Annotated in this window: 17 protein-coding genes; 6 read left to right on the top strand and 11 right to left on the bottom strand. The window is 47.3% G+C overall.

Annotation, left to right across the window (positions count from 1 at the left end; all coding sequences use genetic code 11):
* Positions 1-3 precede the first annotated feature (3 nt).
* The 10 genes from BUR42_RS13530 to hemA all read right to left on the bottom strand — a co-directional run bounded on the left by BUR42_RS13530 (position 4) and on the right by hemA (position 12,781).
* Positions 4-3,438 carry a TonB-dependent receptor gene (locus tag BUR42_RS13530; RefSeq protein WP_159442267.1) on the bottom strand — a complete coding sequence of 1,145 codons (3,435 nt, stop codon included), beginning with the start codon at positions 3,436-3,438 and terminating at the stop codon, positions 4-6.
* Between the two features lie 297 nt (positions 3,439-3,735).
* Positions 3,736-4,809 carry a FecR family protein gene (locus BUR42_RS13525; RefSeq protein ID WP_074239739.1) on the bottom strand — a complete coding sequence of 358 codons (1,074 nt, stop codon included), beginning with the start codon at positions 4,807-4,809 and terminating at the stop codon, positions 3,736-3,738.
* Between the two features lie 65 nt (positions 4,810-4,874).
* Positions 4,875-5,486, bottom strand: coding sequence for an RNA polymerase sigma-70 factor (locus tag BUR42_RS13520; protein ID WP_074239738.1), 612 nt, complete (start codon positions 5,484-5,486; stop codon positions 4,875-4,877).
* Positions 5,487-5,649: 163 nt separating this feature from the next.
* Positions 5,650-6,936, bottom strand: a complete 1,287-nt coding sequence (gene hemL / locus BUR42_RS13515; RefSeq protein WP_074239737.1) for a glutamate-1-semialdehyde 2,1-aminomutase — start codon at positions 6,934-6,936, stop codon at positions 5,650-5,652.
* An 11-nt stretch (positions 6,937-6,947) separates the two neighbouring features.
* Positions 6,948-7,919 (bottom strand): porphobilinogen synthase, encoded by a 972-nt coding sequence (hemB, locus tag BUR42_RS13510; RefSeq protein ID WP_084185656.1) that lies wholly within the window; start codon positions 7,917-7,919, stop codon positions 6,948-6,950.
* Between the two features lie 22 nt (positions 7,920-7,941).
* Positions 7,942-8,856, bottom strand: a complete 915-nt coding sequence (gene hemF, locus BUR42_RS13505; protein ID WP_084185554.1) for an oxygen-dependent coproporphyrinogen oxidase — start codon at positions 8,854-8,856, stop codon at positions 7,942-7,944.
* A complete protein-coding gene (gene hemE / locus BUR42_RS13500) occupies positions 8,853-9,884 on the bottom strand; it encodes a uroporphyrinogen decarboxylase (RefSeq protein WP_074239735.1) in 1,032 nt (343 codons plus the stop codon). The genes hemF and hemE overlap by 4 nt, the downstream gene beginning before the upstream one ends.
* Positions 9,881-10,591 carry a uroporphyrinogen-III synthase gene (locus tag BUR42_RS13495; protein WP_159442266.1) on the bottom strand — a complete coding sequence of 237 codons (711 nt, stop codon included), beginning with the start codon at positions 10,589-10,591 and terminating at the stop codon, positions 9,881-9,883. The genes hemE and BUR42_RS13495 overlap by 4 nt, the downstream gene beginning before the upstream one ends.
* A 10-nt stretch (positions 10,592-10,601) precedes the next feature.
* Positions 10,602-11,525 carry a hydroxymethylbilane synthase gene (hemC, locus tag BUR42_RS13490; RefSeq protein WP_074239733.1) on the bottom strand — a complete coding sequence of 308 codons (924 nt, stop codon included), beginning with the start codon at positions 11,523-11,525 and terminating at the stop codon, positions 10,602-10,604.
* A 2-nt stretch (positions 11,526-11,527) separates the two neighbouring features.
* Positions 11,528-12,781, bottom strand: coding sequence for a glutamyl-tRNA reductase (gene hemA / locus BUR42_RS13485; RefSeq protein ID WP_074240589.1), 1,254 nt, complete (start codon positions 12,779-12,781; stop codon positions 11,528-11,530).
* Between the two features lie 318 nt (positions 12,782-13,099).
* On the opposite strand from hemA, the gene hemH reads away from it, so the two are divergent.
* From hemH to BUR42_RS13455, 6 genes are all read left to right on the top strand, one after another.
* Positions 13,100-14,140, top strand: coding sequence for a ferrochelatase (gene hemH, locus BUR42_RS13480; RefSeq protein ID WP_074239732.1), 1,041 nt, complete (start codon positions 13,100-13,102; stop codon positions 14,138-14,140).
* A 164-nt stretch (positions 14,141-14,304) separates the two neighbouring features.
* On the top strand, positions 14,305-15,438 hold the full coding sequence (locus BUR42_RS13475; RefSeq protein ID WP_074239731.1) for a Re/Si-specific NAD(P)(+) transhydrogenase subunit alpha: 1,134 nt from the start codon (positions 14,305-14,307) through the stop codon (positions 15,436-15,438).
* Between the two features lie 13 nt (positions 15,439-15,451).
* Positions 15,452-15,766, top strand: a complete 315-nt coding sequence (locus BUR42_RS13470) for an NAD(P) transhydrogenase subunit alpha part 2 (protein WP_074239730.1) — start codon at positions 15,452-15,454, stop codon at positions 15,764-15,766.
* A gap of 6 nt (positions 15,767-15,772) precedes the next feature.
* Positions 15,773-17,314, top strand: a complete 1,542-nt coding sequence (locus BUR42_RS13465; protein ID WP_074239729.1) for an NAD(P)(+) transhydrogenase (Re/Si-specific) subunit beta — start codon at positions 15,773-15,775, stop codon at positions 17,312-17,314.
* A 17-nt stretch (positions 17,315-17,331) separates the two neighbouring features.
* Positions 17,332-18,705, top strand: coding sequence for a methyltransferase RsmF C-terminal domain-like protein (locus BUR42_RS13460; protein ID WP_074239728.1), 1,374 nt, complete (start codon positions 17,332-17,334; stop codon positions 18,703-18,705).
* Between the two features lie 149 nt (positions 18,706-18,854).
* Positions 18,855-19,877 (top strand): DPBB and LysM peptidoglycan-binding domain-containing protein, encoded by a 1,023-nt coding sequence (locus tag BUR42_RS13455; RefSeq protein WP_084185552.1) that lies wholly within the window; start codon positions 18,855-18,857, stop codon positions 19,875-19,877.
* A gap of 41 nt (positions 19,878-19,918) precedes the next feature.
* On the opposite strand, the gene fmt is transcribed toward BUR42_RS13455, so the two are convergent.
* Positions 19,919-20,833 carry a methionyl-tRNA formyltransferase gene (fmt, locus tag BUR42_RS13450; RefSeq protein ID WP_074240588.1) on the bottom strand — a complete coding sequence of 305 codons (915 nt, stop codon included), beginning with the start codon at positions 20,831-20,833 and terminating at the stop codon, positions 19,919-19,921.
* Positions 20,834-20,943: the final 110 nt, after the last annotated feature.

Below are 20,943 nucleotides of genomic sequence, written 5' to 3'. Positions count from 1 at the left end.
TCATTAGAAACTTACATTCACCCCGGCAGAATAAGTACGCTGCAACGGATAGATCTTGGCATCGGAGATAGATAACTCAGGGTCCATGGTCTTGATCAGGTTGGTGAAAGTGGCCAGGTTCTCTATGCTCACATAGAACCTTACTTTGTTGAATTTGATCGGATCCAGGAGTGATTTAGGAAGAGAATAACCTAACTGTACGTTCTTGATACGCAGGTAGGCAGCGTTCTGCAGATACCTTGTCTGCGTTTGCATGTTCTTACCCATCTCGCTGGTTAAATAGTATTTAGGGAAATAACCGTTTGGATTAGTGGGTGTCCACCTGTCGTAATGCTCGGTGAATAAAGAACTCTGCCATTCATCCCCGTTCACGCCCCAGAAATAGTTGGAGCCAACCCATGCATCTCTTTTTGCAATGCCCTGCAGAAAGATGTAGATATCGAAATTATTCCAGGAAGCATCTCCTGTAAAGCTGAAGGCGTAACGTGGCGTGTTGTTGCCGATCACTCTTCTGTCTCCCGGATTGCTGAGTGTATTGTTGCCCCAGTCGATGGTACCATTACCATCGAGATCGGCATACCGTACATCTCCCGGTTTCCATGCATTACCATTCAGCTTTGATTGGGAAGGAGATTTGGTTACTTCATCTGTGCTTTGGAAAAGCCCTGCGGTAGTATAACCCCAGATCTCACCCTGGTTGCGGCCTACATAAAAGGTACCGTTATCTCCCTGTGGGTTGTTCGCATAGGCTGTGACCTTACCTTTATAATCACTCAATACACCACGCAGGTTATAACTTACATCACCGATCTTATCACTCCAGGAAAGCATTAATTCAAAACCACGGGTTTCTACGCCGGCATTGTTCTCTACAGGTACGCTGGTACCAAGTACTGCAGGAAGCGCTGTACCTGTGTACGCATAATCATTCGCTTTACGGATGTACCAGTCAAAAGAAGCTTTCAGTCGGTTATCAAGGAAACCTGCATCTATTCCGATATTCAATTGTGTTGTAGTAACCCAGGTAAGCAGGGGATTCACCAAACCGGGAGGTGTTACGGCTGCCTGTTGGGCGCCACCAAAGAGCCAGCCGGTTGAAGTAGGCCTTGTGGTACCAAGGCTTGGATAAAAAGGATACCAGTTAGCGCCGCCGACATCCAGGAAAGACTGATCGCCTTGTGAGCCATAAGAACCTCTGACCTTTAAAGCACTTACGGCTCTGTTCAAAGGTTCAAAGAAGGCTTCTTTGTCCAGGTTCCATCCTGCGGATACACCCGGGTAAAATTTCCAGCGATAGTCTTTCAGGAAGCGGGAAGTAGCATCATAACGGCCGTTGAATTCCAGGAGGTATTTGTCCCGGAAGTTATAGTTGATCCTTCCGAAATAACCTTCCACGGCTAATCTCCGGATACCGTCGCCTACGCTGGGTGTTGGTCCGAAAGATGTGTTGAGAGAAGGGATATCATCGGAATAAAGTTGATTATTGCTGGCAAAATAGGTCTCATATTCCCTGAGTTCGCGTGTATAACCACCCAGTATGCTGAAGTAATGACCGCCTAGTTGCTTTTCATATTTGGTGTAAGCGTTCACAACCTGGTATTGTGTTCTGTCGCTTCCGCGATAGTAACCATTGGGGGTAGTTCCACCCATAGGATACTTAGTACCGCTGGGCCTTGTTGCGTATACTGTTTTAGTGTGGAAATCCTGTTTCCAGAAAGTACCATTGAAGGTGTAGTTGGCCGTGGCCGTCCATCCTTTGGCGAGTTTGAAATTGAATTCACCGGTGATGATGGCATTATCTGTTACCTGTTTGTTGCGTCCGCCTTCCAGGTGTAATAATACCTGGCTGCCGTCTGAATAATTCCCGTCGGGGTTCTTTAATTGCAGGGTTGGCCATTTACGTGCAATGAGGTGTAAGTAGTTGCCGCCAGTGTTACTACTGTAAGTATTGGGGGTATTCAATAATTCGCGGGAAACAGTGCTTCTCAGCCCGAAGCTGAGCCAGCTGCTGATATCCGTGTTGAGGTTAGCCCTGATATTATAACGTTTGTAGCTGTCGTTCCCGAAATTGTACATCCCTTTCCTGTCGTTATAACCAAGCCCTACATAGTAATTGGAATTGTTGGAGCCGCCGGAAACACCAAGATTATGCTGCTGGCTGAAGGCCTTATCTTTAAAGTATATTTTGAACCAGTCGTTATTAGCATTGGCACCTCCCCATTCCTGCCAGCCATCTGTAGGATTGCCTGCACCATCTTTGGTCTGTACAGTTTCATCTTTAAAAGTACCGGCCTGGTAATCTTTGATCCTTTGGATGGTTTCGTCAGAGATCAGGGCACCGCGGCCGCCATTGATGGCTGCCTCATTGTATATATTGGCGAAATCCAGTGAGTTCATCATTTTAGGCAGGTTCACCGGAGTAGCCCACTGTAAATTATTTTTATAGGTGATAGCGGGTTTTTTGCCTTTGGCTCCCTGTTTAGTAGTAATGAGGATCACACCAAATGGTGCGCTGGAGCCATAGATGGCAGCAGAGGCGGCATCTTTGATCACAGAAATGTTTTCTATATCATCCGGGTTGAGGGTATTGATATCACCACCCTGTATACCATCAATTACGATCAATGGACCAGTGGTGGTACCAAAACCGGTATACCCGCGGATATTGATACCCTGTGTGGCATTCGGTGCACCACCCGCTGTTGTGGTTGTGATATTGAGGTTACCTACCATTCCCTGTAAAGCCTGGCTCACACGGGTAATAGGGCGGTTTTCGAGTTCCTTTCCATTCACTTGTGCAATGGCACCGGTCTGGTTCACTTTCTTCTGTGTTCCATAACCTACCACCACTACTTCATCCAGCTTGCTATTGTCTATCTTCATCTGTATTTGCAGCGCATCACGGCCGGATAAGGGAACATCCTGTGATAGATAGCCGGTGAACCTTACCTGCAGTATAGCATCTTTGGGTACTTTTTTCAGTTGGAAAACACCGGAAGCGTCCGCTACCGTGCCCAGTTTGGTATCTTTTATCATAACGGTGGCGCCTATCAGCGGTTCTCCTGCTTCATCCAGTACCTTACCTGTCACCTGTGGAACGATGGTGGTATCTGCAAAGAAGTTGAGTGGTCTGAGCAGGGGAGAGGTTTTCTTACGCAGTACAACATTGCGTTCCACGATCTCAAATTCAAGCCCGCTGTCTTTCAGGCTGATCTCCAGCGCATCCTTTAACGGCGCGCCCTGTACCTGGATATCTATGTTTTTTGTATTGAGCAAAAGTGCTTCATCGTACAGGAACAATAAACCGCTTTGCTTGCGGATCTCTTTGAATACCTTCTTCAATGGCGCTTTCTTTAAAGACAGTGTGATGGATTGCGGTAAAGCTTTTCCGCTTACATGTAAAAGGCCGATGAGAAGTAGTGCGGTGGTCATTTTCATAACCATGATGATTTTGGTGATCCAGCGCCCCGTATCAGACGGAGTGCTGCTATTAAATTTCAAATGCATAATTTTGCAATGTTTGGGTGTTGTTTAATAGATCTGTGCAAATTGATACTGTTAGGGATACCCGAATTTCCGGCCGGGGGTGTTCGCAGCACCTCCGGTCTTATTTCAGGCCCCTGCTGTTGTGTAGTTAGGTTGCCATAATGATGTTTTAAAATGGTGAGAAAATAGTAGCCCCTGCCGCGATGTGAGATTCGCAGCGATCACTGTTTTTGTTTTGATTGATCTTACTTAGTAAATAACGTTCAGCTTTTTTCCCTCGATTTTAAATTCTAAGCCTGTAGCACCCAGTACCGCTAATACCTGGGATAGATTATAATTCCTGTATACTTCACCGTTGAGCCTCATTTGGCGCGGTGTGCCTTCATACGTGATCTCTATATCATACCATCTCGATAATTGCTGCATAATTGTTTTGACGTCTGCATTCTGAAAGATGAACAGGCCATTCTTCCAGGCCACTACTTCTTCCACATCCACTTCTTTGATGCTGATATTTCCATCTGACGCCCGTTGTGCCTGCTCTCCGGGATGGAGGATATGGTCGGATATTTTTACTTTTCCTTCCAGGAGCGTAGTATTTATCGTATTATCTTCCGAATAGGCCGAGACGTTGAAATGGGTGCCTAATACCTCTACCTGCATATCATTCACCTTTACATGGAATACTTTTTGGGCATCTTTGGCCACTTCAAAGTAAGCTTCTCCCTGAAGCTCTACGGTGCGTTCACTGTTATTGAATATTGTCGGATATTTTAAAGAAGAGCCTGCATTGAGCCATACAAGCGTACCGTCAGACAATTGTATCTTATACTGTGCGCCTCTTGGTGTGGTTAGGGTATTGAAAACCTGTTCTCCATCTCCCTTCCCGTAAACTAACTGACCACCCTGCACATTTACGCTGGAACTTCCCTGCGTAGGAATAATGGTATTTCCCAGGCTATCCAGTTCCACCACAGAGCCATCTGACAGGGTGAGTAAAGCGCGGTTGGTACCTGGCGATACATCCTGTTTAACAGTTTGGCTCAGTATGGGTGTGTTGGTTTGCTTTTTACGCGGGAATACAAACATGAACAAAAGACCGCCCATGGCGAGTAAGGTCACTGCTGCGGCTATCCTCCTGTTGGTAAAAAGGCGGCGTATAAGCCCCTGCTTTTTACCGGAAAGGGATTGCATAACATCCTGTTTCAATACTTCGTCAAAATCTCCATCAGCCACTACCTGTGCCAGGAGCATCTGCTCTTTAGTGTTCAGGTTGCCCTGCTTGTGTTTGGCCAGTAATTCCAAAAATTCCTTTTCTGTCATTTGGGAGGCTGTTGTATTATAAAGACAACCGGAAATGGGGGAAGGACTATTCCGGTCAAAAAAAATTATCTGAAGAGCTGGCAGATCAGGATAGAGAAGGCCAGCAGGGTATGAAGGTGTTTGTGGAGCTGAACGCGGATAAAGCGCAGGGCTTCTGCCATCTGGTTCTTAACAGTGAAACGGGAGATGCTCAGCTGAGAGGCTATTTCCTCATAACTTAAACCGCCTTCCTTAGCTAACTGGTAGATCCTTTTCCTTTGTGGCGGCAGGCTGGCAACGGCGGTATGGAGCAATTCCTCGCATTGCTCATTTCTCAGGCGGTAGTCTGTATCATCAACGGTTTCTGTTTGTGTGAGAAAAAGGTCTTTTTGTGCAGCCAGTTCCTGGGAGGACTTTTTGAACTGGTTGAAGATGCAGTTACGGGCAATGATAAAAAGGAAATTTTTGAATTCCAGCACATCCGCCAGCGTTTCCCTTTTCTCCCAGATCTTGTGAAACACTTCCTGTACGATCTCTTCTGCCTGGTCTGCGTTTTTAGTATACAGGAGCGCTACATCAAAGATATGTTGTTTGTGAGCATGGTACATTGCTGTGAATGCACGCTCACTGCCTGCAGCAAGCTGCTGCAGTAACAACTGTTCCTGTTCTTTTGTAGACGGTTTGATCTCCAATGCCACGTATTTCCAAGTTTACGAATAAATTTACGTAATTGTAAGCGAGCTATTATAATGCTTAATTAACAAGAATTGATATCATTTTGCATAAAAAAGCCCCCCGATATAATCGGGAGGCTCCCGGTTCATTCAATAACCGGTTGATCGTTAACTTCTTTGCCTGATATTATCTGATAGCCTGCATCGCTGCTTTGGCAGCAGACACAGTAAATTCGATATCTTCTGTTGTAATAGCATTACTGATGAACCAGCTTTCAAATGCAGATGGTGGCAGGTAAACGCCCCTTTCCAGCATAGCATGGAAGAAACGTTTGAACAGTTCATTGTTGGCACCGGATGCGGCCGTAAAATCAACGATGGGATATTCCGCGAAATGCACACTCATCATGGAACCGATGTGATTGATCTGGTAAACCACACCTGCCGCACCGAAGGTTTCCCTTAATCCTGCTATAAGCTGTTCTGTTTTTTCCTGCAGTTGTGTATAGATGGCAGGGCGCTCTTTCAATGTTTTCAGCAAGGTGTATCCTGCTATCATGGCAATCGGGTTACCGCTGAGGGTACCTGCCTGGTATACTTTACCGGCTGGTGCAATATGTTCCATGATCTCCCGCTTACCAGCAAAAGCACCTACCGGCATGCCGCCACCGATGATCTTGCCAAAGGTCACAATGTCTGCTTTGATATTGAATAACTCCTGTGCGCCACCTTTTGCTAAACGGAAACCGGTCATCACCTCATCCATGATGAATAGAATGCCGTGCGTATCACATAAACTTCTTAAGCCTTCAAGGAAGCCCGGCTGGGGAAGGATGCAACCCATATTACCTGCTACAGGCTCTACAATGATCGCAGCGATCTGATCAGGGTGTTCGGCAATGAGTTGTTCTACGGCAGGGAGATTATTATAAGGAACACTGAGTGTGTCATCAGCTACGGCACTGGTTACGCCGGGAATGGACTGTAAGCCTAATGTGGCAACACCGCTGCCTGCGCTTACCAGGAAGGAATCTGCATGGCCGTGATAATTGCCTTCGAATTTGATCACCTTATTTCTGCCGGTATAACCACGTGCAAGGCGGAGGGCAGACATGCAGGCTTCTGTACCTGAGTTCACCATACGCACCATATCAATATTCGGCACCATGCTCACGATCAGTTCTGCCACATCTATTTCAAGCTGAGTAGGTGCACCGAAAGATGTAGAGTAGGTAGCATATTCCTGGATAGCTTTTACTACCGGCTCATAAGCATGGCCAAGGATCATGGGACCCCATGAATTGATATAATCCACATACCGGTTACCGTCTACATCATACATGTAGGCGCCTTTAGCATGTTGCATGAAAACCGGTGTGCCGCCTACGCTTTTGAATGCGCGTACAGGAGAGTTCACACCACCGGGAATTACTTTATTGGCCTGTTCAAATAGGGCTTTACTTTTAGTATACATGCCATCAGTTTTTAGTTGTTTAACAAACGCACCGCATCTTTCGCAAAGTAGGTGGCAATCAGGTCTGCACCTGCACGTTTAATGCTGGTAAGGCTTTCCATAATAGCTTTCTCCTCGTTGATCCATCCCATCTTCGCCGCTGCTTTGATCATGGCGTATTCACCACTTACATGATAGGCGCTCACCGGAACAGTTACGCTGTCTTTAATAAGGCGGATGATATCCAGGTAAGCCATGGCTGGTTTCACCATTACGATATCCGCTCCTTCATCCACATCCATCAATGTTTCTTTCAATGCTTCGCGTGCATTGGCATAATCCATCTGGTATGTTTTCTTATCCCCAAAACCGGGTGCAGAATCCAATGCATCACGGAAAGGGCCGTAAAAGCAACTGGCATATTTGGCACTGTAGGCCATGATGCCCGTTTTGGTAAAGTTACTGTCTTCTAATGCTTCACGGATAGCCAGGATGCGGCCATCCATCATATCGCTGGGAGCCACAAAATCCGCACCGGCTTCAGCATGGCTTACGCTCATGGCAGCCAGTACATTCACAGTGGCATCATTCACGATCTCTTCTCCTTCCACAATACCATCGTGGCCGTAGGAAGAGAAGGGGTCCAGGGCTACATCCGTCATTACCACCATACCGGGTACCGCTTCTTTCACTGCACGGATGGCACGTTGCATCAAGCCGTTGGGATTGAGCGCTTCCGTTCCTTTGTTATCTTTCAGTTCATCTGCACATTTGATGAACAGCAGCACACTTTTTATGCCCATTCCCCACAGCTCTTTCGCTTCCTGCACCGTGAGGTCCAGCGAATGACGAAAATACCCCGGCATGGAAGAGATCTCTTCTTTAATGCCCTTTCCCTCTGTAATGAACAGCGGCGCGATAAAATCGGCAGGGGTTAAAATGGTTTCTGCTACCATCGCACGGATGGCAGGGGAGTTGCGTAAAATTCTGTTTCTTCTGATCATCATCTTCTATTTTAATTTTCCATTATTTAACCCATTCCCTTGGTTTCAGGTATTCCAGCAGTTCTGCTTCCGGACTCCCTGCGGCAGGGTGAAAATCATACTCCCAGCGTGCCCTGGCGGGAAGGCTCATGAGGATGGACTCAATGCGGCCGTTCGTTTTCAGACCAAATAAAGTACCCCTGTCGTGTATCAGGTTGAACTCTACATAACGGCCACGCCTGTATTCCTGCCAGTGTACATTTTCTTCTGTATATGGAAGGTCTTTCCTTTTTGCTACGATCGGAAGATAGGCATCGATCATGGAATTACCATTGGCAAACTGGAATTGCAGCAGCTGTTCTGCTGTGCGGGAAGGCTCGGGGCGGAGGTAATCGTAAAAGATACCACCAATGCCGCGCGCTTCATTATTCCGGTGTTTGTTCACAAAATATTCGTCGCAATGTTTTTTGTATTGCGGATAAAGTTCTGTTCCAAAAGGATCGCAGGCCTCTTTGAAAGTACGGTGAAAATGAACGCCGTCTTCCTCAAAGATATAATATGGTGTAAGATCTGCACCACCACCGAACCAGGAATCTGCTATGCTGCCATCCGCCGCATAGAGCTCAAAGTAACGGAAATTGGCATGTACTGTTGGTACAAAGGGATTCAGCGGATGGATGACCAGGGAGATCCCTGCCGCCAGGAAACTGCTTTCTCCCGGAACATTGAACTGCTGTGCCATCACAGCCGGTAATTTACCATGTACCACAGAAGTGTTCACGCCGCCTTTTTGAAAAACATTCCCATCGGCAATGATACGGGTGATCCCGCCACCACCGCCTTCTCTTTCCCAGCGGTCTTCCCTGAACTTTGCTTTTCCGTCCATGGCTTCCACTGCGCTGCATATTTCATTTTGCAGCTGCTGAATGAAGGGTATGAATTGTTCTTTGATGGTCATGCCGTATAACTTTTCACAGCTTCTATAAATGCTTTCGCATGATCTACCGGGATGTTGGGCAGGATGCCATGACCCAGGTTTGCAATATAACGTTGCGGGCCGAAAGCACGGATCATCTCATGCACGGACTTAGTGATCTCAGGGATAGGGCGCATCAGTGATGCCGGATCATAGTTCCCTTGCAGGGTAACAGCAGGGCCTGCAAACTTGCGGGCCAGTTCAGGTTTGATACACCAATCCAGTCCAAGACCCTGTGCGCCGGTAGCCGCCATTTCTTCCAGTGCAAACCAGGCACCTTTGGCAAATACGATCACGGGCGCTACACCTTGCAATGCAGCCACAATGCGGCGGATATATTGTAAAGAGAATTCTTCAAAATCCTGCGGACTTAACAAACCGCCCCATGAATCAAAGATCTGTACTACATCTGCACCTGCTTCTACCTGTGCTTTCAGGTAGAGGATAGTGGTTTCTGTGATCCTGTTCAGTAGTTCATGTGCAACGGCAGGTTGCTGATAACAGAATGCTTTGGCTTCATCAAATGTTTTGGAACCCTTGCCTTGTACCATGTAGCATAACAGCGTCCAGGGTGCTCCGGCAAAACCGATCAGCGGAACGCGGCCGGCGAGGGTTTGTTTGGTGAGGCGCAGTGCATCCATTACATAGTGTAAACGTTCCTTCACATCCGGGATCTCAATCCTGTTCAGATCAGCCGCTGTTTTGATGGGCTGGGGGAGAAGGGGCCCGAGTTTTTCCACGAGCTGTACTTCCATACCCATGGCCTGCGGAACTACCAGTATGTCTGAGAAAATGATCGCCGCATCCACACCTACCTGGTCCACCGGCATTACTGTGATCTCAGTGGCCAGTTCAGGAGTCTGGCAGCGTTCAAAGAAAGAATATTTATCACGCAGTTTGATATAATCAGGCAAAAAGCGTCCGGCCTGGCGCATCATCCATACCGGTGGGCGTGGAACCGGAGTTCCCTGCAGTGCTTTTAACAACAAATCGTTCTGTAGTCCGCTCATTCGTAGCAATTGATATTGTCAAAGTAAAAAATAGCTGTTTGTACTAAAAGGTCCATTGAAGGCTCGGGGCTTACAACGATCCTGTTATTGGTTACATCTTCCAGCGAAGCTGCGGTAGTAGTGCCAATGGCAAAACATACCGTATGCTTTGGGAGTGTGTTCACGGAAAAGAAACTCTTTACGCTGCTGGAGCTGAGAAAGAGTACGCCATCATATTCTTCTTCCAGGGCGGCAGGTGTTTCCACGGTATCATACACCACAATCTCTTCTACTGCTACCTGGTGTTCTTTTAAAATATCAGGCAGTTCATTCCTGCGGATCCTGCCGCAGAAGAACACAACCGAAGGAATATTATGTTCGGCAATGATCAGCTCTGCAAGTTCCTTTGAATTCAGTGCAGTACCGGCAATGGATACATGATGTAAATGTTCCTCCACTGCTTTGCGTGTAGCGCCCTGTAAGCAATACACTTTGCTGATCCCCTTTTTTGCAGGGTCCTGGCTGTAATGCCATGCTTTACTCACGATCTTCACAGCATTAGGGCTGGTGAATACAAGTGTACTGCCTTTGATAAAATGCTGTAAGCTCTGTGCTGTTGCTTCCGGTGTGAGTGTTGGCTGCACGTCAATAAAAGCCTGCGCAGATATAGCAACACCATGTGCGGCAGCTTCCCCGATCAGCGTTTGCGGCAGGGGCTTTGTACTCAATATGCGATATTTAGCGTTGGGCATTTTTGATCTCTTCAATGATAGCATCGCCTCCCTGTACCAGTATTTCCTTAGCGGCTGATGTGCCCAGCCCTGCTGCATCTGCTGCAGGTAACTGATGCGAAACCGTGAGGGACAGTGTGCCCTGGAGATTGCAGAGGTTACCTTCAAAATTTAATTGTCCATCCTGAATATAAGCATAAGCGCTGATAGGAGTGGTGCAACCACCCAAAAGGTAACGCAGGAATTCCCGTTCTATACCTGTGCAAAGTGCTGTTTCTGCATGGTCCAGGGGAGCCAGGGCTTCCCGGCAGAAGGTATCCTGTTCCCTGCAGGCCGCAACAATGGCTCCCTGTGCAGGGGCAGGCAGCATCCAGTCCAGTATCACGGATTCATCCGGCCTTACGCCGATCCTTTCCAGTCCTGCTGCGGCAAAGATAGCGGCATCCCAGTTTTCGGAAGCCAGCTTTTGCAGGCGGGTGTTTACATTCCCGCGCAGGTTATGCAACTGGTGTTGCGGATAACGCCGCAGCCACTGGGCTTTACGGCGGATGCTGGATGTGGCGATATTAGCTACGTAAGTACTGTCTTCTAAGAATTGTGTATCATGTTTGTATACCAGGAGGTCTTTTACCGGCCCTCTTTCAAGAATGGCGGCGTTGATAAGGCCTTTGGGTAATTGGGTAGGAACGTCTTTGTAAGAATGTACCGCAATATCAATGCGGTCGTTGAGCAGGGCAAGGTCCAGGCTCCTGGTGAAAATACCCTGTACACCTATCTCATAGAGTGGTGTTACCAGGTCAATATCACCTTCACTTTTGATGGGAACTAAAATAGTGGAAAACCCTTGTGCTGTAAGCAGATCTTTTACCAGGTTAGCCTGCCATAGTGCGAGCTGGCTTTCCCGGGTACCTATCCTGATGACTTTGTCCATTTCTATTCCTGATTAACGCCGGCTTCAAAAATATCATTGATCATGGCGATGTAGAGATCGCCTTTCTCTGATTCTTTGCGCACTTTGCCGGCCATAAGATTGATCATTTTCTGAATGATGCGGGAAGAAACTTCTTCCATATCCTCCATATTGTATTGTGCGCCGTTCTTTTGCTCTTTTATTTCGCGTGCATGGATCTCCGTGAGTTTCTCTTTCACGGCTTTCAGCACTACAGCATGTTTACGCATCTTGAACCAGTAGAGGAACTCCTCCATGTGCTCTTCAATGATGCTCATGGCTTTGGGTACTTCGTTGAGCCGTTTTTGCAATGTTTCATCCTGCACTTTACTCAGTTCATCCACATTTACTACTTCCACATGCGGTAATTCCCGTACATCTGCAGCTACGTTGAAAGGAATGGACAGGTCTATCACCAGTTTGGGTTGTGTTCCTTCCAGGTGTGCTTTCAGGATGGTAGGTTGTGGGGAATTGGTGGCTACGAGGATCACGTCTGCTGCTTTCAGCACAGCATCCATTTCTTCATAAGGAGCATACTGCAGGCCATGTGTGCCGGCAAACTCTTCTGCCACTGCGGTAGTACGATTGATTAGTGTGATATTGCGCACACCCAGGTACTCCATCATATTCTTACAGGTGTTACGGCCTATTTTGCCCACACCCAGTAAAACGATCCTTTTGTTTTTGATATCAGGGATCTTGCTTTCCAGCAAACGTACGGCGGCAAATGCCACAGATACAGTACCGGAACTAAGTCCCGTTTCATTTTTGATGAGCTTGGAAACCTGCAGCACGCTGTTCACCAGTCTTTCTATGAAGGTACCAATGCAGCCTGCTCCTTTTGCAAATTTGGCGGCGCTTTTGATCTGCCCCACAATTTCATAATCACCCAGGATCTGGGAATCAAGGCCGGTGCCAACATGATACAGATGCCGGATGGCACCTTCTCCTGTTCTGTGATAGGCCATTTCTTTGAATACCTGGCGATTGCCATGAGCGGCATCGCATAACAGGTTCATTAATACTTCCACATCCGGTGCAAAACCATAGATCTCAGTTCTGTTACAGGTGGAAAGTACGAATAGGTCATTCAGGCCAGCCTGTTGGGCGGTCTGTAAAAGTTGCTGGTATTGATCCTGATTTATTGCGAATAAACCGCGGATGGCAGCGTCTGTTTTCTTATAGTTGATGCCAACGATATGAAAATGTGATATGTCTTTGGGCTGATTGACCTGCATGTGTTTCTTAAAAGCTTCCGGTTGCAAAAATACTTGCCTAGACTTCAAAACCGCGCCTGAGGCTGTCACTAGTGTGTCATTTCTAACCATGGTAAGTGGAGCATGCAAAAAATGATATCCATCATGTTTGTTGATAGCTGCCATACGAAAGCATTTAGCGGTATAAGCTACAAATTAATGACAGAAAATCCAATACCACAATGATCTGGATCAGTCTGAAACATCACCTCCTCTTCGTTTTTATTCTAACAATTTAATGACACTACTAGCAGGATAAAGCCTCAAAAGCGCTTACTTTTGCAACAATTTTTTAGGTCTATGGTCGCAAAGTCTGATACAGCTATTATGCTGATGAACCTCGGTTCGCCTGATTCTACGGCGGTGCCGGATGTGAAGAAATACCTCCTGGAATTCCTGATGGACAAGCGGGTGATCGATTACCCCTGGCTGCTGCGTAAGATACTGGTGGGAGGGATCATTGTTCCCAACAGGGCGGCAAATAGTGCGGAAGCTTACAGCAAAGTATGGCGGGCAGATGGTTCCCCACTCATCGCGCTGACCAAACAATTACAAACTGCCCTGCAGCACGATCTGGAGATCCCTGTGGAGATCACCATGCGGTACGGCAATCCTTCTCCCCAGGCCACTTACGAGAAGCTCATGAAGGAACATCCCAACCTGAAGGAAGTGATCCTCATGCCTTTATACCCGCATTATGCCATGAGCAGTTATGAAACCGCCGTGGAATATGCAAAGGAGGTCTATAAGAAAAAGAACTATCCCTTCACGTTAAAAGTAGTGGAACCGTTCTACGACCGTCCTGAATACATTGAGGCACTGTCTGAAAGCATGCGTCCTTATCTTGATCAGGATTTTGATCACCTGCTCTTCAGTTATCACGGGCTACCGGAAAGGCACATACGAAAGGGCGATGTAACAGGCAGCCACTGTTATAAAGTGAATGATTGCTGCCATGTTGCTTCTGCTGCGCATAAACAATGTTACCGTCACCAGGTGACCATCACTTCTGAACTGGTAGCAGAGAGACTGGGGATCCCCCGGAATAAATGGAGCATTTCCTACCAATCCAGGCTGGGCCGGGAAGAATGGGTGAAACCATATACAGCAGGCCTGTTTGAAACCCTTCCTAAACAGGGTGTTAAGAAGTTACTGATCGTGTGCCCGGCTTTTGTGTCAGATTGCCTGGAAACACTGGAAGAGATAGCCATGGAAGGTAAACACTCCTTTATCAGCAATGGTGGAGACAGTTTCACCATGATCCCCTGTATGAACACACATCCAACATGGGTGAAAACAGTAGCCCTGCTTTGTAAAGAAGAAATGGCGCAATACGCATAAAAAAAAGACCGCCCTGCACCAGGGCGGTCTTTTTTTTATCTATTTGATTTTTTTTTAATCCTTTAGGGGCAAGAGATACAGCCCATTTTGCCCTATACGGTTAATCCTTAACCCCGATTTCTCCGCTTTTTTCTTTAAATTCAATCAGCAAAATTCGATCGCAGATGATCTTGGCCGTTCTAAAAGAAAAAGCAGAAGAAAGCAGGGTATCGCTGGTTCCGGAAGTAGTGAAACAATTAGTGCAGCAGCAGGTAACAGTGTGGGTGGAAGAGGGGGCCGGCGTAAAAGCATTTTACACGGATGAGGCGTACCGGGAAGCCGGCGCGGCCATCAAACCCCGCACAGAGATATTGCAGCAGGCAGATCTGCTGCTCAGTATCCGTTCACTTGTTCCGGAAGAATGGAACCAGTTAGCCCCCGGAAAGATCCTTATGGGCGTTTACCAGCCCCTCTACAACCAGGAGCTCATGCAGCAATGGGCCGAAAAACAACTCACTACTTTCAGTATGGACACCATTCCCCGCACCACACGTGCGCAAAGCATGGATGTATTGAGTTCCCAGGCCAATATTGCAGGTTATAAAGCAGTGATCCTGGCGGCGTATACCTATAGCCGCTATTTTCCGATGCTGATGACGGCTGCAGGAAGTATCCCTCCTGCAAAAGTACTGATCCTGGGAGCCGGGGTTGCCGGATTACAGGCTATTGCCACAGCACGCAGGCTGGGAGCAGTTGTGGAAGTATTTGATACAAGGCCTGCTGTTAAGGAAGAAGTGATGAGCCTCGGCGCAAAATTCGTGGAAGTGGAAGGCGCGGCGGATGCTTCCAAAGCAGGTGGTTATGCAGTGGAACAAACGGAAGAGTACAAACAGAAACAGGTAGAAAAAATAGCGCAAAGCGCAGCGAAAGCAGATATCATCATCACCACGGCACAGATCCCCGGAAAAGCAGCACCCATACTGATCTCGCAGGAGATGGTGGAGAATATGCACACCGGCTCTGTGATCATTGATCTTGCTGCTGCCACTGGCGGAAATACCGCCGTTACTAAGAACGGTGAAACCATTGTACATAAAGGTGTAACCGTGATCGGTAATTCAGACCTGGCAGGTACTGCTCCTGCAGATGCCAGTAAGTTATATGCCCGCAATGTGCTGAATTTCCTGAAGCTCATGCTCACAAAAGAAGGGCAGCTGGACCTGAACTTTAAAGATGATCTGATCCAGGGCACCTGCATTACACATAAAGGAGAGATTGTAAATGAGCGTGTGAAAAACCTCCAACCCGCAACCGCATAAATAACCTGAACATATGAACGCAGTACTGGATTTTTTACAACTGCATATAGAGATGGTATACATTGTGATCCTCTCCATATTCCTTGGCATCGAAGTGATCTCCCGTGTTCCTGCTGTATTGCATACGCCACTCATGAGTGGTGCAAATGCCATTCATGGCGTGGTGATCATCGGCGCCATCATTGTAATGGGCAAAGCGGAGTCAGATAATTACCTCGCACTGGTACTTGGATTCCTGGCTGTGATATTGGGTACGCTCAATGTGGTAGGTGGTTTTGTGGTGACGGACAGGATGCTGGAAATGTTTTCAAAGAAGAAAAGTAAATAGCCCTATATGCAAGCAAGTCTTTTGTCTATCGCTTATCTGATCGGCTCTGTTACATTCATTATCGGCCTGAAAATGCTCAGCCATCCTGCCTCTGCACGCAAAGGTAACCTGGTGGCGGCAGCGGGGATGTTCCTGGCCATTGCCGGAACTATTTTCCTGTATGAAGAAGGCGGGGAGAAATTACATAACTACGGCTGGATCTTCAGTGGATTATTGATAGGAACAGTGATAGGCGTGATTGCTGCACGAAAGGTGAAAATGACGGCAATGCCGGAGATGGTGAGTATGTTCAATGGCATGGGTGGGGCTTGTGCAATGCTGATCTCTATTGTGGAGTTTAATCATTTGACGCATAGCCCGGTAAATGCTGTTTTAAACGATACATCAGTATCCAACCTGGTGGAAAGTATTGCAACATTAATAACCCAGGCTTCAACAGGTGTTCATGTAGGTGGCAAATTGTTGATCATCCTCCTGGGGCTGATCATTGGAACCGTTTCCTTTGCAGGTAGTGTAATAGCATGGGGCAAATTAAACGGAAAAGTAAAAGATTTTGCATTTAAAGGGCAGCACATCGTGAATCTCACCATGCTGGCTGTTATTGTGATATTGGCTACATATCTCGTTGCAGTGATCAATGATAGTTATGTTATGGTAAACGAAAATGGCAGATATTTTACTCACGGAAGCATCGGCGTTCTCCCTGAAATCAACATTGCCTTCTACATCATCCTCGCATTGTCCATCGCATACGGCGTACTATTCGTAATGCCCATCGGTGGTGCAGATATGCCGGTAGTGATCTCCTTATTGAACTCCTTTACCGGCGTGGCAGCAGCTTGCGGCGGTTTCTTGTACAACAATCCTGTAATGCTCACAGGTGGTATACTCGTAGGTTCTGCAGGTACCATCCTCACCATCCTCATGTGCAAAGCCATGAACCGTTCGCTGAAGAATGTACTCATCGGGTCTTTCGGAGGGCCAAAAGCAGGTGGTGCAGCCAAGGAACAAACAGGCAGTTACAAAGAGATCAGTCTCTCCGATGCAGCCGTAGTACTGCGTTATGCCAATAAAGTAATGATAGTGCCGGGATATGGTTTAGCAGTGGCACAGGCGCAGCACGTTTGCCATGAGCTGGAAAAAGTACTGGAAGAAAAAGGCGTGGAAGTGAAATATGCCATTCACCCGGTAGCAGGCCGTATGCCCGGTCACATGAACGTTTTGCTGGCAGAAGCAGATGTGCCGTATGAAAAACTGGAGGAAATGGAACAGGCCAACGGGGAAATGAATACCACAGATGCCGTATTGGTACTGGGTGCCAACGATGTGGTGAACCCTGCCGCCAAAAATGACCCGGACAGCCCTATTTACGGGATGCCCATATTGGAAGTAGAAAATGCCAAGATGGTAATAGTGAACAAACGCAGTATGAAACCGGGATACGCAGGTATCGAGAACGAACTCTTCTTTCAACCCAAAACATCCATGCTTTTTGGAGATGCAAAAGCTGTGTTACAGCAGCTGGTGGCTGAAGTGAAAATCGTATAAATTTTTACCTTTGCGGAATGTCATCTTTACCATCAGCGTTTATGGATACGCTGGACCAATTACCCGGATTCAATAAAGAGTCCTTTTTGGAGGTGCATAATTCCGCTGAGCGGATCACTTCCATCCGGCTGCACCCGCAAAAAGCCACGGCGCTTTTTCCTGAACTGGCGCCCACACCAGTACCCTGGAACCGACACGGTTACTATCTTTCCGCCAGACCTTCCTTTACATTCGACCCCTATTTTCATGCCGGCGCCTACTATGTGCAGGAAGCATCTTCCATGTTCCTCGAAGAAGCACTCCGGCAAACAACAGATCTCTCTCAACCCCTGAAAGCACTGGACCTTTGCGCTGCTCCCGGAGGTAAAAGCACCCTGATACAGGCTGTGTTGCATCCGGACAGCCTGCTGATAGCCAATGATGTTATAAAATCCCGCGCAGGCCTGCTGGCAGATAATATCACCAAATGGGGCGCAGATAATGTAGTGGTCACCAACAATGATCCCCGCGACTTCGCAAGGCTGGAAGGTTTTTTTGATGTAATGGTAGTAGATGCTCCCTGCTCGGGTTCCGGTTTATTCCGGCGCGATCCGGAGGCTGTGGAAGAATGGTCGCAGGAAAATGTGATCCTCTGCAGTCAGCGTCAGCAAAGGATCCTGGCGGATGTGCTACCTGCCCTGAAACCCAGTGGCGTATTGATCTACTCCACCTGTTCCTATGCAAAAGAAGAGGATGAGGATATCATGGAATGGCTGCTTGAAAACTTCGAACTGGAAAATATTCCGCTCTCTATAGATCCTGCATGGAATATCATAACCTCCGTTACTGACCAGTATAAAGCCCATGGGTACCGCTTTTACCCGGACCAGGTGAAAGGGGAAGGTTTTTTCATTGCCTGTTTCCGGAAAAAAGGAGAAGAGGGCATAACTAAGAAAGTGCGTCAGCAGATAGCTACGCTTCCTGCTAAAGAAACGGCCCGTTTATTGCCATGGTTAAGGGATGCAGCTAATCTCACTTTTGTAGATCATAAGGGAGAGGTGATCATTTTACGATCTTCCATCGCAACAGAACTACCTGTTCTGCAAAAGAAGCTCTACCTGCGAAAGGCAGGTGTGAAAGCTGGCCAACTCACGCAGAAGGAACTGATCCCGGATCATCAGCTGGCCCTGAGTACCTGCATCTCCGCCGGGCTGCCTGCCGTGGAATTACCGCTGGAACATGCTTTACGTTATCTTCGCAAGGAGGACCTGCAGCTGGACCTCAGTCTGAAAGGCTGGACACTAATGCGTTATGGCGGTATGAACCTGGGCTGGGCAAAGGTTCTACCGAACCGGATCAATAACTATTATCCCAAGGAAATGCGCATCCTGAAAGCAGGAATGCCGGAATAAAGGAATGTGGAAAACGTAAGAGGGCAGATGTGGAGAAATAGGATCGGCAACGGTTGCGGGCTAACAACAAAAGGCGCTTTTTGTCGTTTTTCAATAAACATTAATTCATTTTTAACACATATATTCGTTCCCTTAAAGTATTAGATATTATGTTAAAGTCAGTTTTGATAGGTGTTTTCATGGTCAGTACAATAGGAGTAACCGCACAGGATACGCTTGTTGCACAGGGCAGCGCACCCGATCTGTATTTGACACATACAGTGAAGAAAGGGGAAACCTGGTACAGTCTCGGTCGTGCTTATGGTTTGAGTCCTAAGGACATTGCGGCGAAGAATAAGATGCAGATGGACCAGGGGCTTAGTTTAGGGAAAAGCATCACCATTCCTTTAAGCAAAAGCAACTTCATACAATCCAAGGAAGCACATGCCGGAGCAGGTTTCCGGCCGGTATATCACCAGGTGGCAGAAAAGGAAACCCTTTACAGGATCCACGTACGCTTTGATAAAGTGCCGTTGGACAATGTGCGTCAATGGAATAATTTCACAGGAGACGGGGTGAAGAAAGATGCTTACCTGATCGTGGGTTTCGTGAAAGGAAACGGGCAATCTATTGTTGCGCCGGTAGCTGCGCCTGCAGCACCTGTAGCAAAGCAGGACCCTCCGAAGCAAGACCCTCCGCCAGTTGTAAAGCAGGACCCACCACCTGTAGTAAAACAGGAAGTACACCAGGACCCTCCGCCAGTAGCAACACCAACACCTAAATCACAGGCTGCCGAACCTGAAACCAGGCAGGAGCAGCCAGACAGCAAACCCTCTACCAGCCTGGGCCGCACGCCCACTGTTCCGGAAGGAGGATTTGAGCAGCAATACCTGCAACAGACCAATAACGGCAGGAATGTAGTAGGGGAAAAAGGCCCCGGTACCTGGTTCAGAAGCAATGCAGTGGTAGGTTCCGGCAAATATTATGCACTCCATAATACAGCTCCCCGCGGAACGATCGTGAAAGTGACCAATCCGCTCACCGGTAAATCCATCTATGCTAAAGTACTGGACGCTATACCGCAACTGAAAGCAAACGCAAACCTGATCATCAAACTCAGCGATGCTGCACAGGACGCACTGGGCATCAACGAAGCGCGGTTCTATTGTGAACTTAGTTACGATGAGAAATAATAATTAAAAAAGGCAGGGTACACCCTGCCTTTTTTAATATCTTAAAACCTATACCCCCGTAAAAACTCTACCACTCCCATTTTCTTCTTCCCTTCCAACTGCAATTCCACCAGGCTGATATACCCTCCATCTGCTGCAAACTTGAGGAAAGTTTTCTGATCTGTATGTACAGAACCCAATGCATGCGCATGTTTCGTATGTTCTTTCTCCGCTTTAAAGATCTTCAATGTTTTATCATTCAATAAGGTGAAGGCTGTAGGGTACGGGCTCAGCCCGCGTATGAGGTTATAGATATTGTCCACCGTATCTTCCCACTTAATTTTACAATCTTCCTTGAAGATCTTCGGTGCATGTTTCAATTCGCTTTCAGGAATGTTGTTCTGCACAAGTTCCGGCGCATTCCCTTCTTTCAAAGCAGCCACGGTTTTCAGCAATACACCTGCGCCTGCTGTCATTAATTCGGCATATAATTCCCCGGCAGTTTCATCTTCACGGATAGGAACTTCCACGGTAAAAAGGATATTTCCGGTATCGATAGCATGTTGTAATTTGAAAGTAGTAACGCCGGATACAGATTCCCCGTTGATAACAGCCCAGTTAATAGGAGCCGCGCCACGGTATTGTGGCAGTAAGGATGCATGTACATTGATCGTTCCCAATGGCGGCATATCCCACACAATTTCCGGCAACATACGAAAAGCCACCACCACCTGCAGGTCTGCTTTGTAGGAACGCAATTCTTCAATGAAATCAGGGTTCTTCAGTTTCTCCGGCTGCAATACAGGAATGTTCCTGCTCAGCGCATATTGCTTTACTTCACTTTGCTGTAACTGCAAACCTCTGCCGGCGGGCTTATCAGGAGCTGTAACCACAGCTACCACATTGTATCCGTTCTGAACGAGCGCATCCAGGGAAGCAACGGCAAATTCGGGCGTACCCATGAAAATTATCCTCATGGATGCAAATGTATTAGAAGTCTTGGAATTCAGCAGCAGATATTGTATGCTAAAAATAAATATATAATTTGCACGGATAAGCAATGCCGGACAAATTAACAGGCGGGTCC

This window comes from Chitinophaga niabensis, assembly GCF_900129465.1.
GTDB classification, from domain to species: Bacteria; Bacteroidota; Bacteroidia; order Chitinophagales; family Chitinophagaceae; genus Chitinophaga; species Chitinophaga niabensis.
Note: the sequence above shows the minus strand (reverse complement) of the source record. Positions and strands in the feature narration are given on the sequence as shown.

Excerpts from the sequence above, each read along its gene's own strand:
- BUR42_RS13530 (WP_159442267.1), bottom strand. The coding sequence starts at position 3,438 with ATGAAAATGACCACCGCACTACTTCTCATCGGCCTTTTACATGTAAGC.
- BUR42_RS13525 (WP_074239739.1), bottom strand. The coding sequence starts at position 4,809 with ATGACAGAAAAGGAATTTTTGGAATTACTGGCCAAACACAAGCAGGGC.
- hemL (WP_074239737.1), bottom strand. The coding sequence starts at position 6,936 with ATGTATACTAAAAGTAAAGCCCTATTTGAACAGGCCAATAAAGTAATT.
- hemB (WP_084185656.1), bottom strand. The coding sequence starts at position 7,919 with ATGATCAGAAGAAACAGAATTTTACGCAACTCCCCTGCCATCCGTGCG.
- hemF (WP_084185554.1), bottom strand. The coding sequence starts at position 8,856 with ATGACCATCAAAGAACAATTCATACCCTTCATTCAGCAGCTGCAAAAT.
- hemE (WP_074239735.1), bottom strand. The coding sequence starts at position 9,884 with ATGAGCGGACTACAGAACGATTTGTTGTTAAAAGCACTGCAGGGAACT.
- hemC (WP_074239733.1), bottom strand. The coding sequence starts at position 11,525 with ATGGACAAAGTCATCAGGATAGGTACCCGGGAAAGCCAGCTCGCACTA.
- hemA (WP_074240589.1), bottom strand. The coding sequence starts at position 12,781 with ATGCAGGTCAATCAGCCCAAAGACATATCACATTTTCATATCGTTGGC.
- hemH (WP_074239732.1), top strand. The coding sequence starts at position 13,100 with ATGGTCGCAAAGTCTGATACAGCTATTATGCTGATGAACCTCGGTTCG.
- BUR42_RS13475 (WP_074239731.1), top strand. The coding sequence starts at position 14,305 with ATGATCTTGGCCGTTCTAAAAGAAAAAGCAGAAGAAAGCAGGGTATCG.
- BUR42_RS13470 (WP_074239730.1), top strand. The coding sequence starts at position 15,452 with ATGAACGCAGTACTGGATTTTTTACAACTGCATATAGAGATGGTATAC.
- BUR42_RS13465 (WP_074239729.1), top strand. The coding sequence starts at position 15,773 with ATGCAAGCAAGTCTTTTGTCTATCGCTTATCTGATCGGCTCTGTTACA.
- BUR42_RS13460 (WP_074239728.1), top strand. The coding sequence starts at position 17,332 with ATGTCATCTTTACCATCAGCGTTTATGGATACGCTGGACCAATTACCC.
- BUR42_RS13455 (WP_084185552.1), top strand. The coding sequence starts at position 18,855 with ATGTTAAAGTCAGTTTTGATAGGTGTTTTCATGGTCAGTACAATAGGA.
- fmt (WP_074240588.1), bottom strand. The coding sequence starts at position 20,833 with ATGAGGATAATTTTCATGGGTACGCCCGAATTTGCCGTTGCTTCCCTG.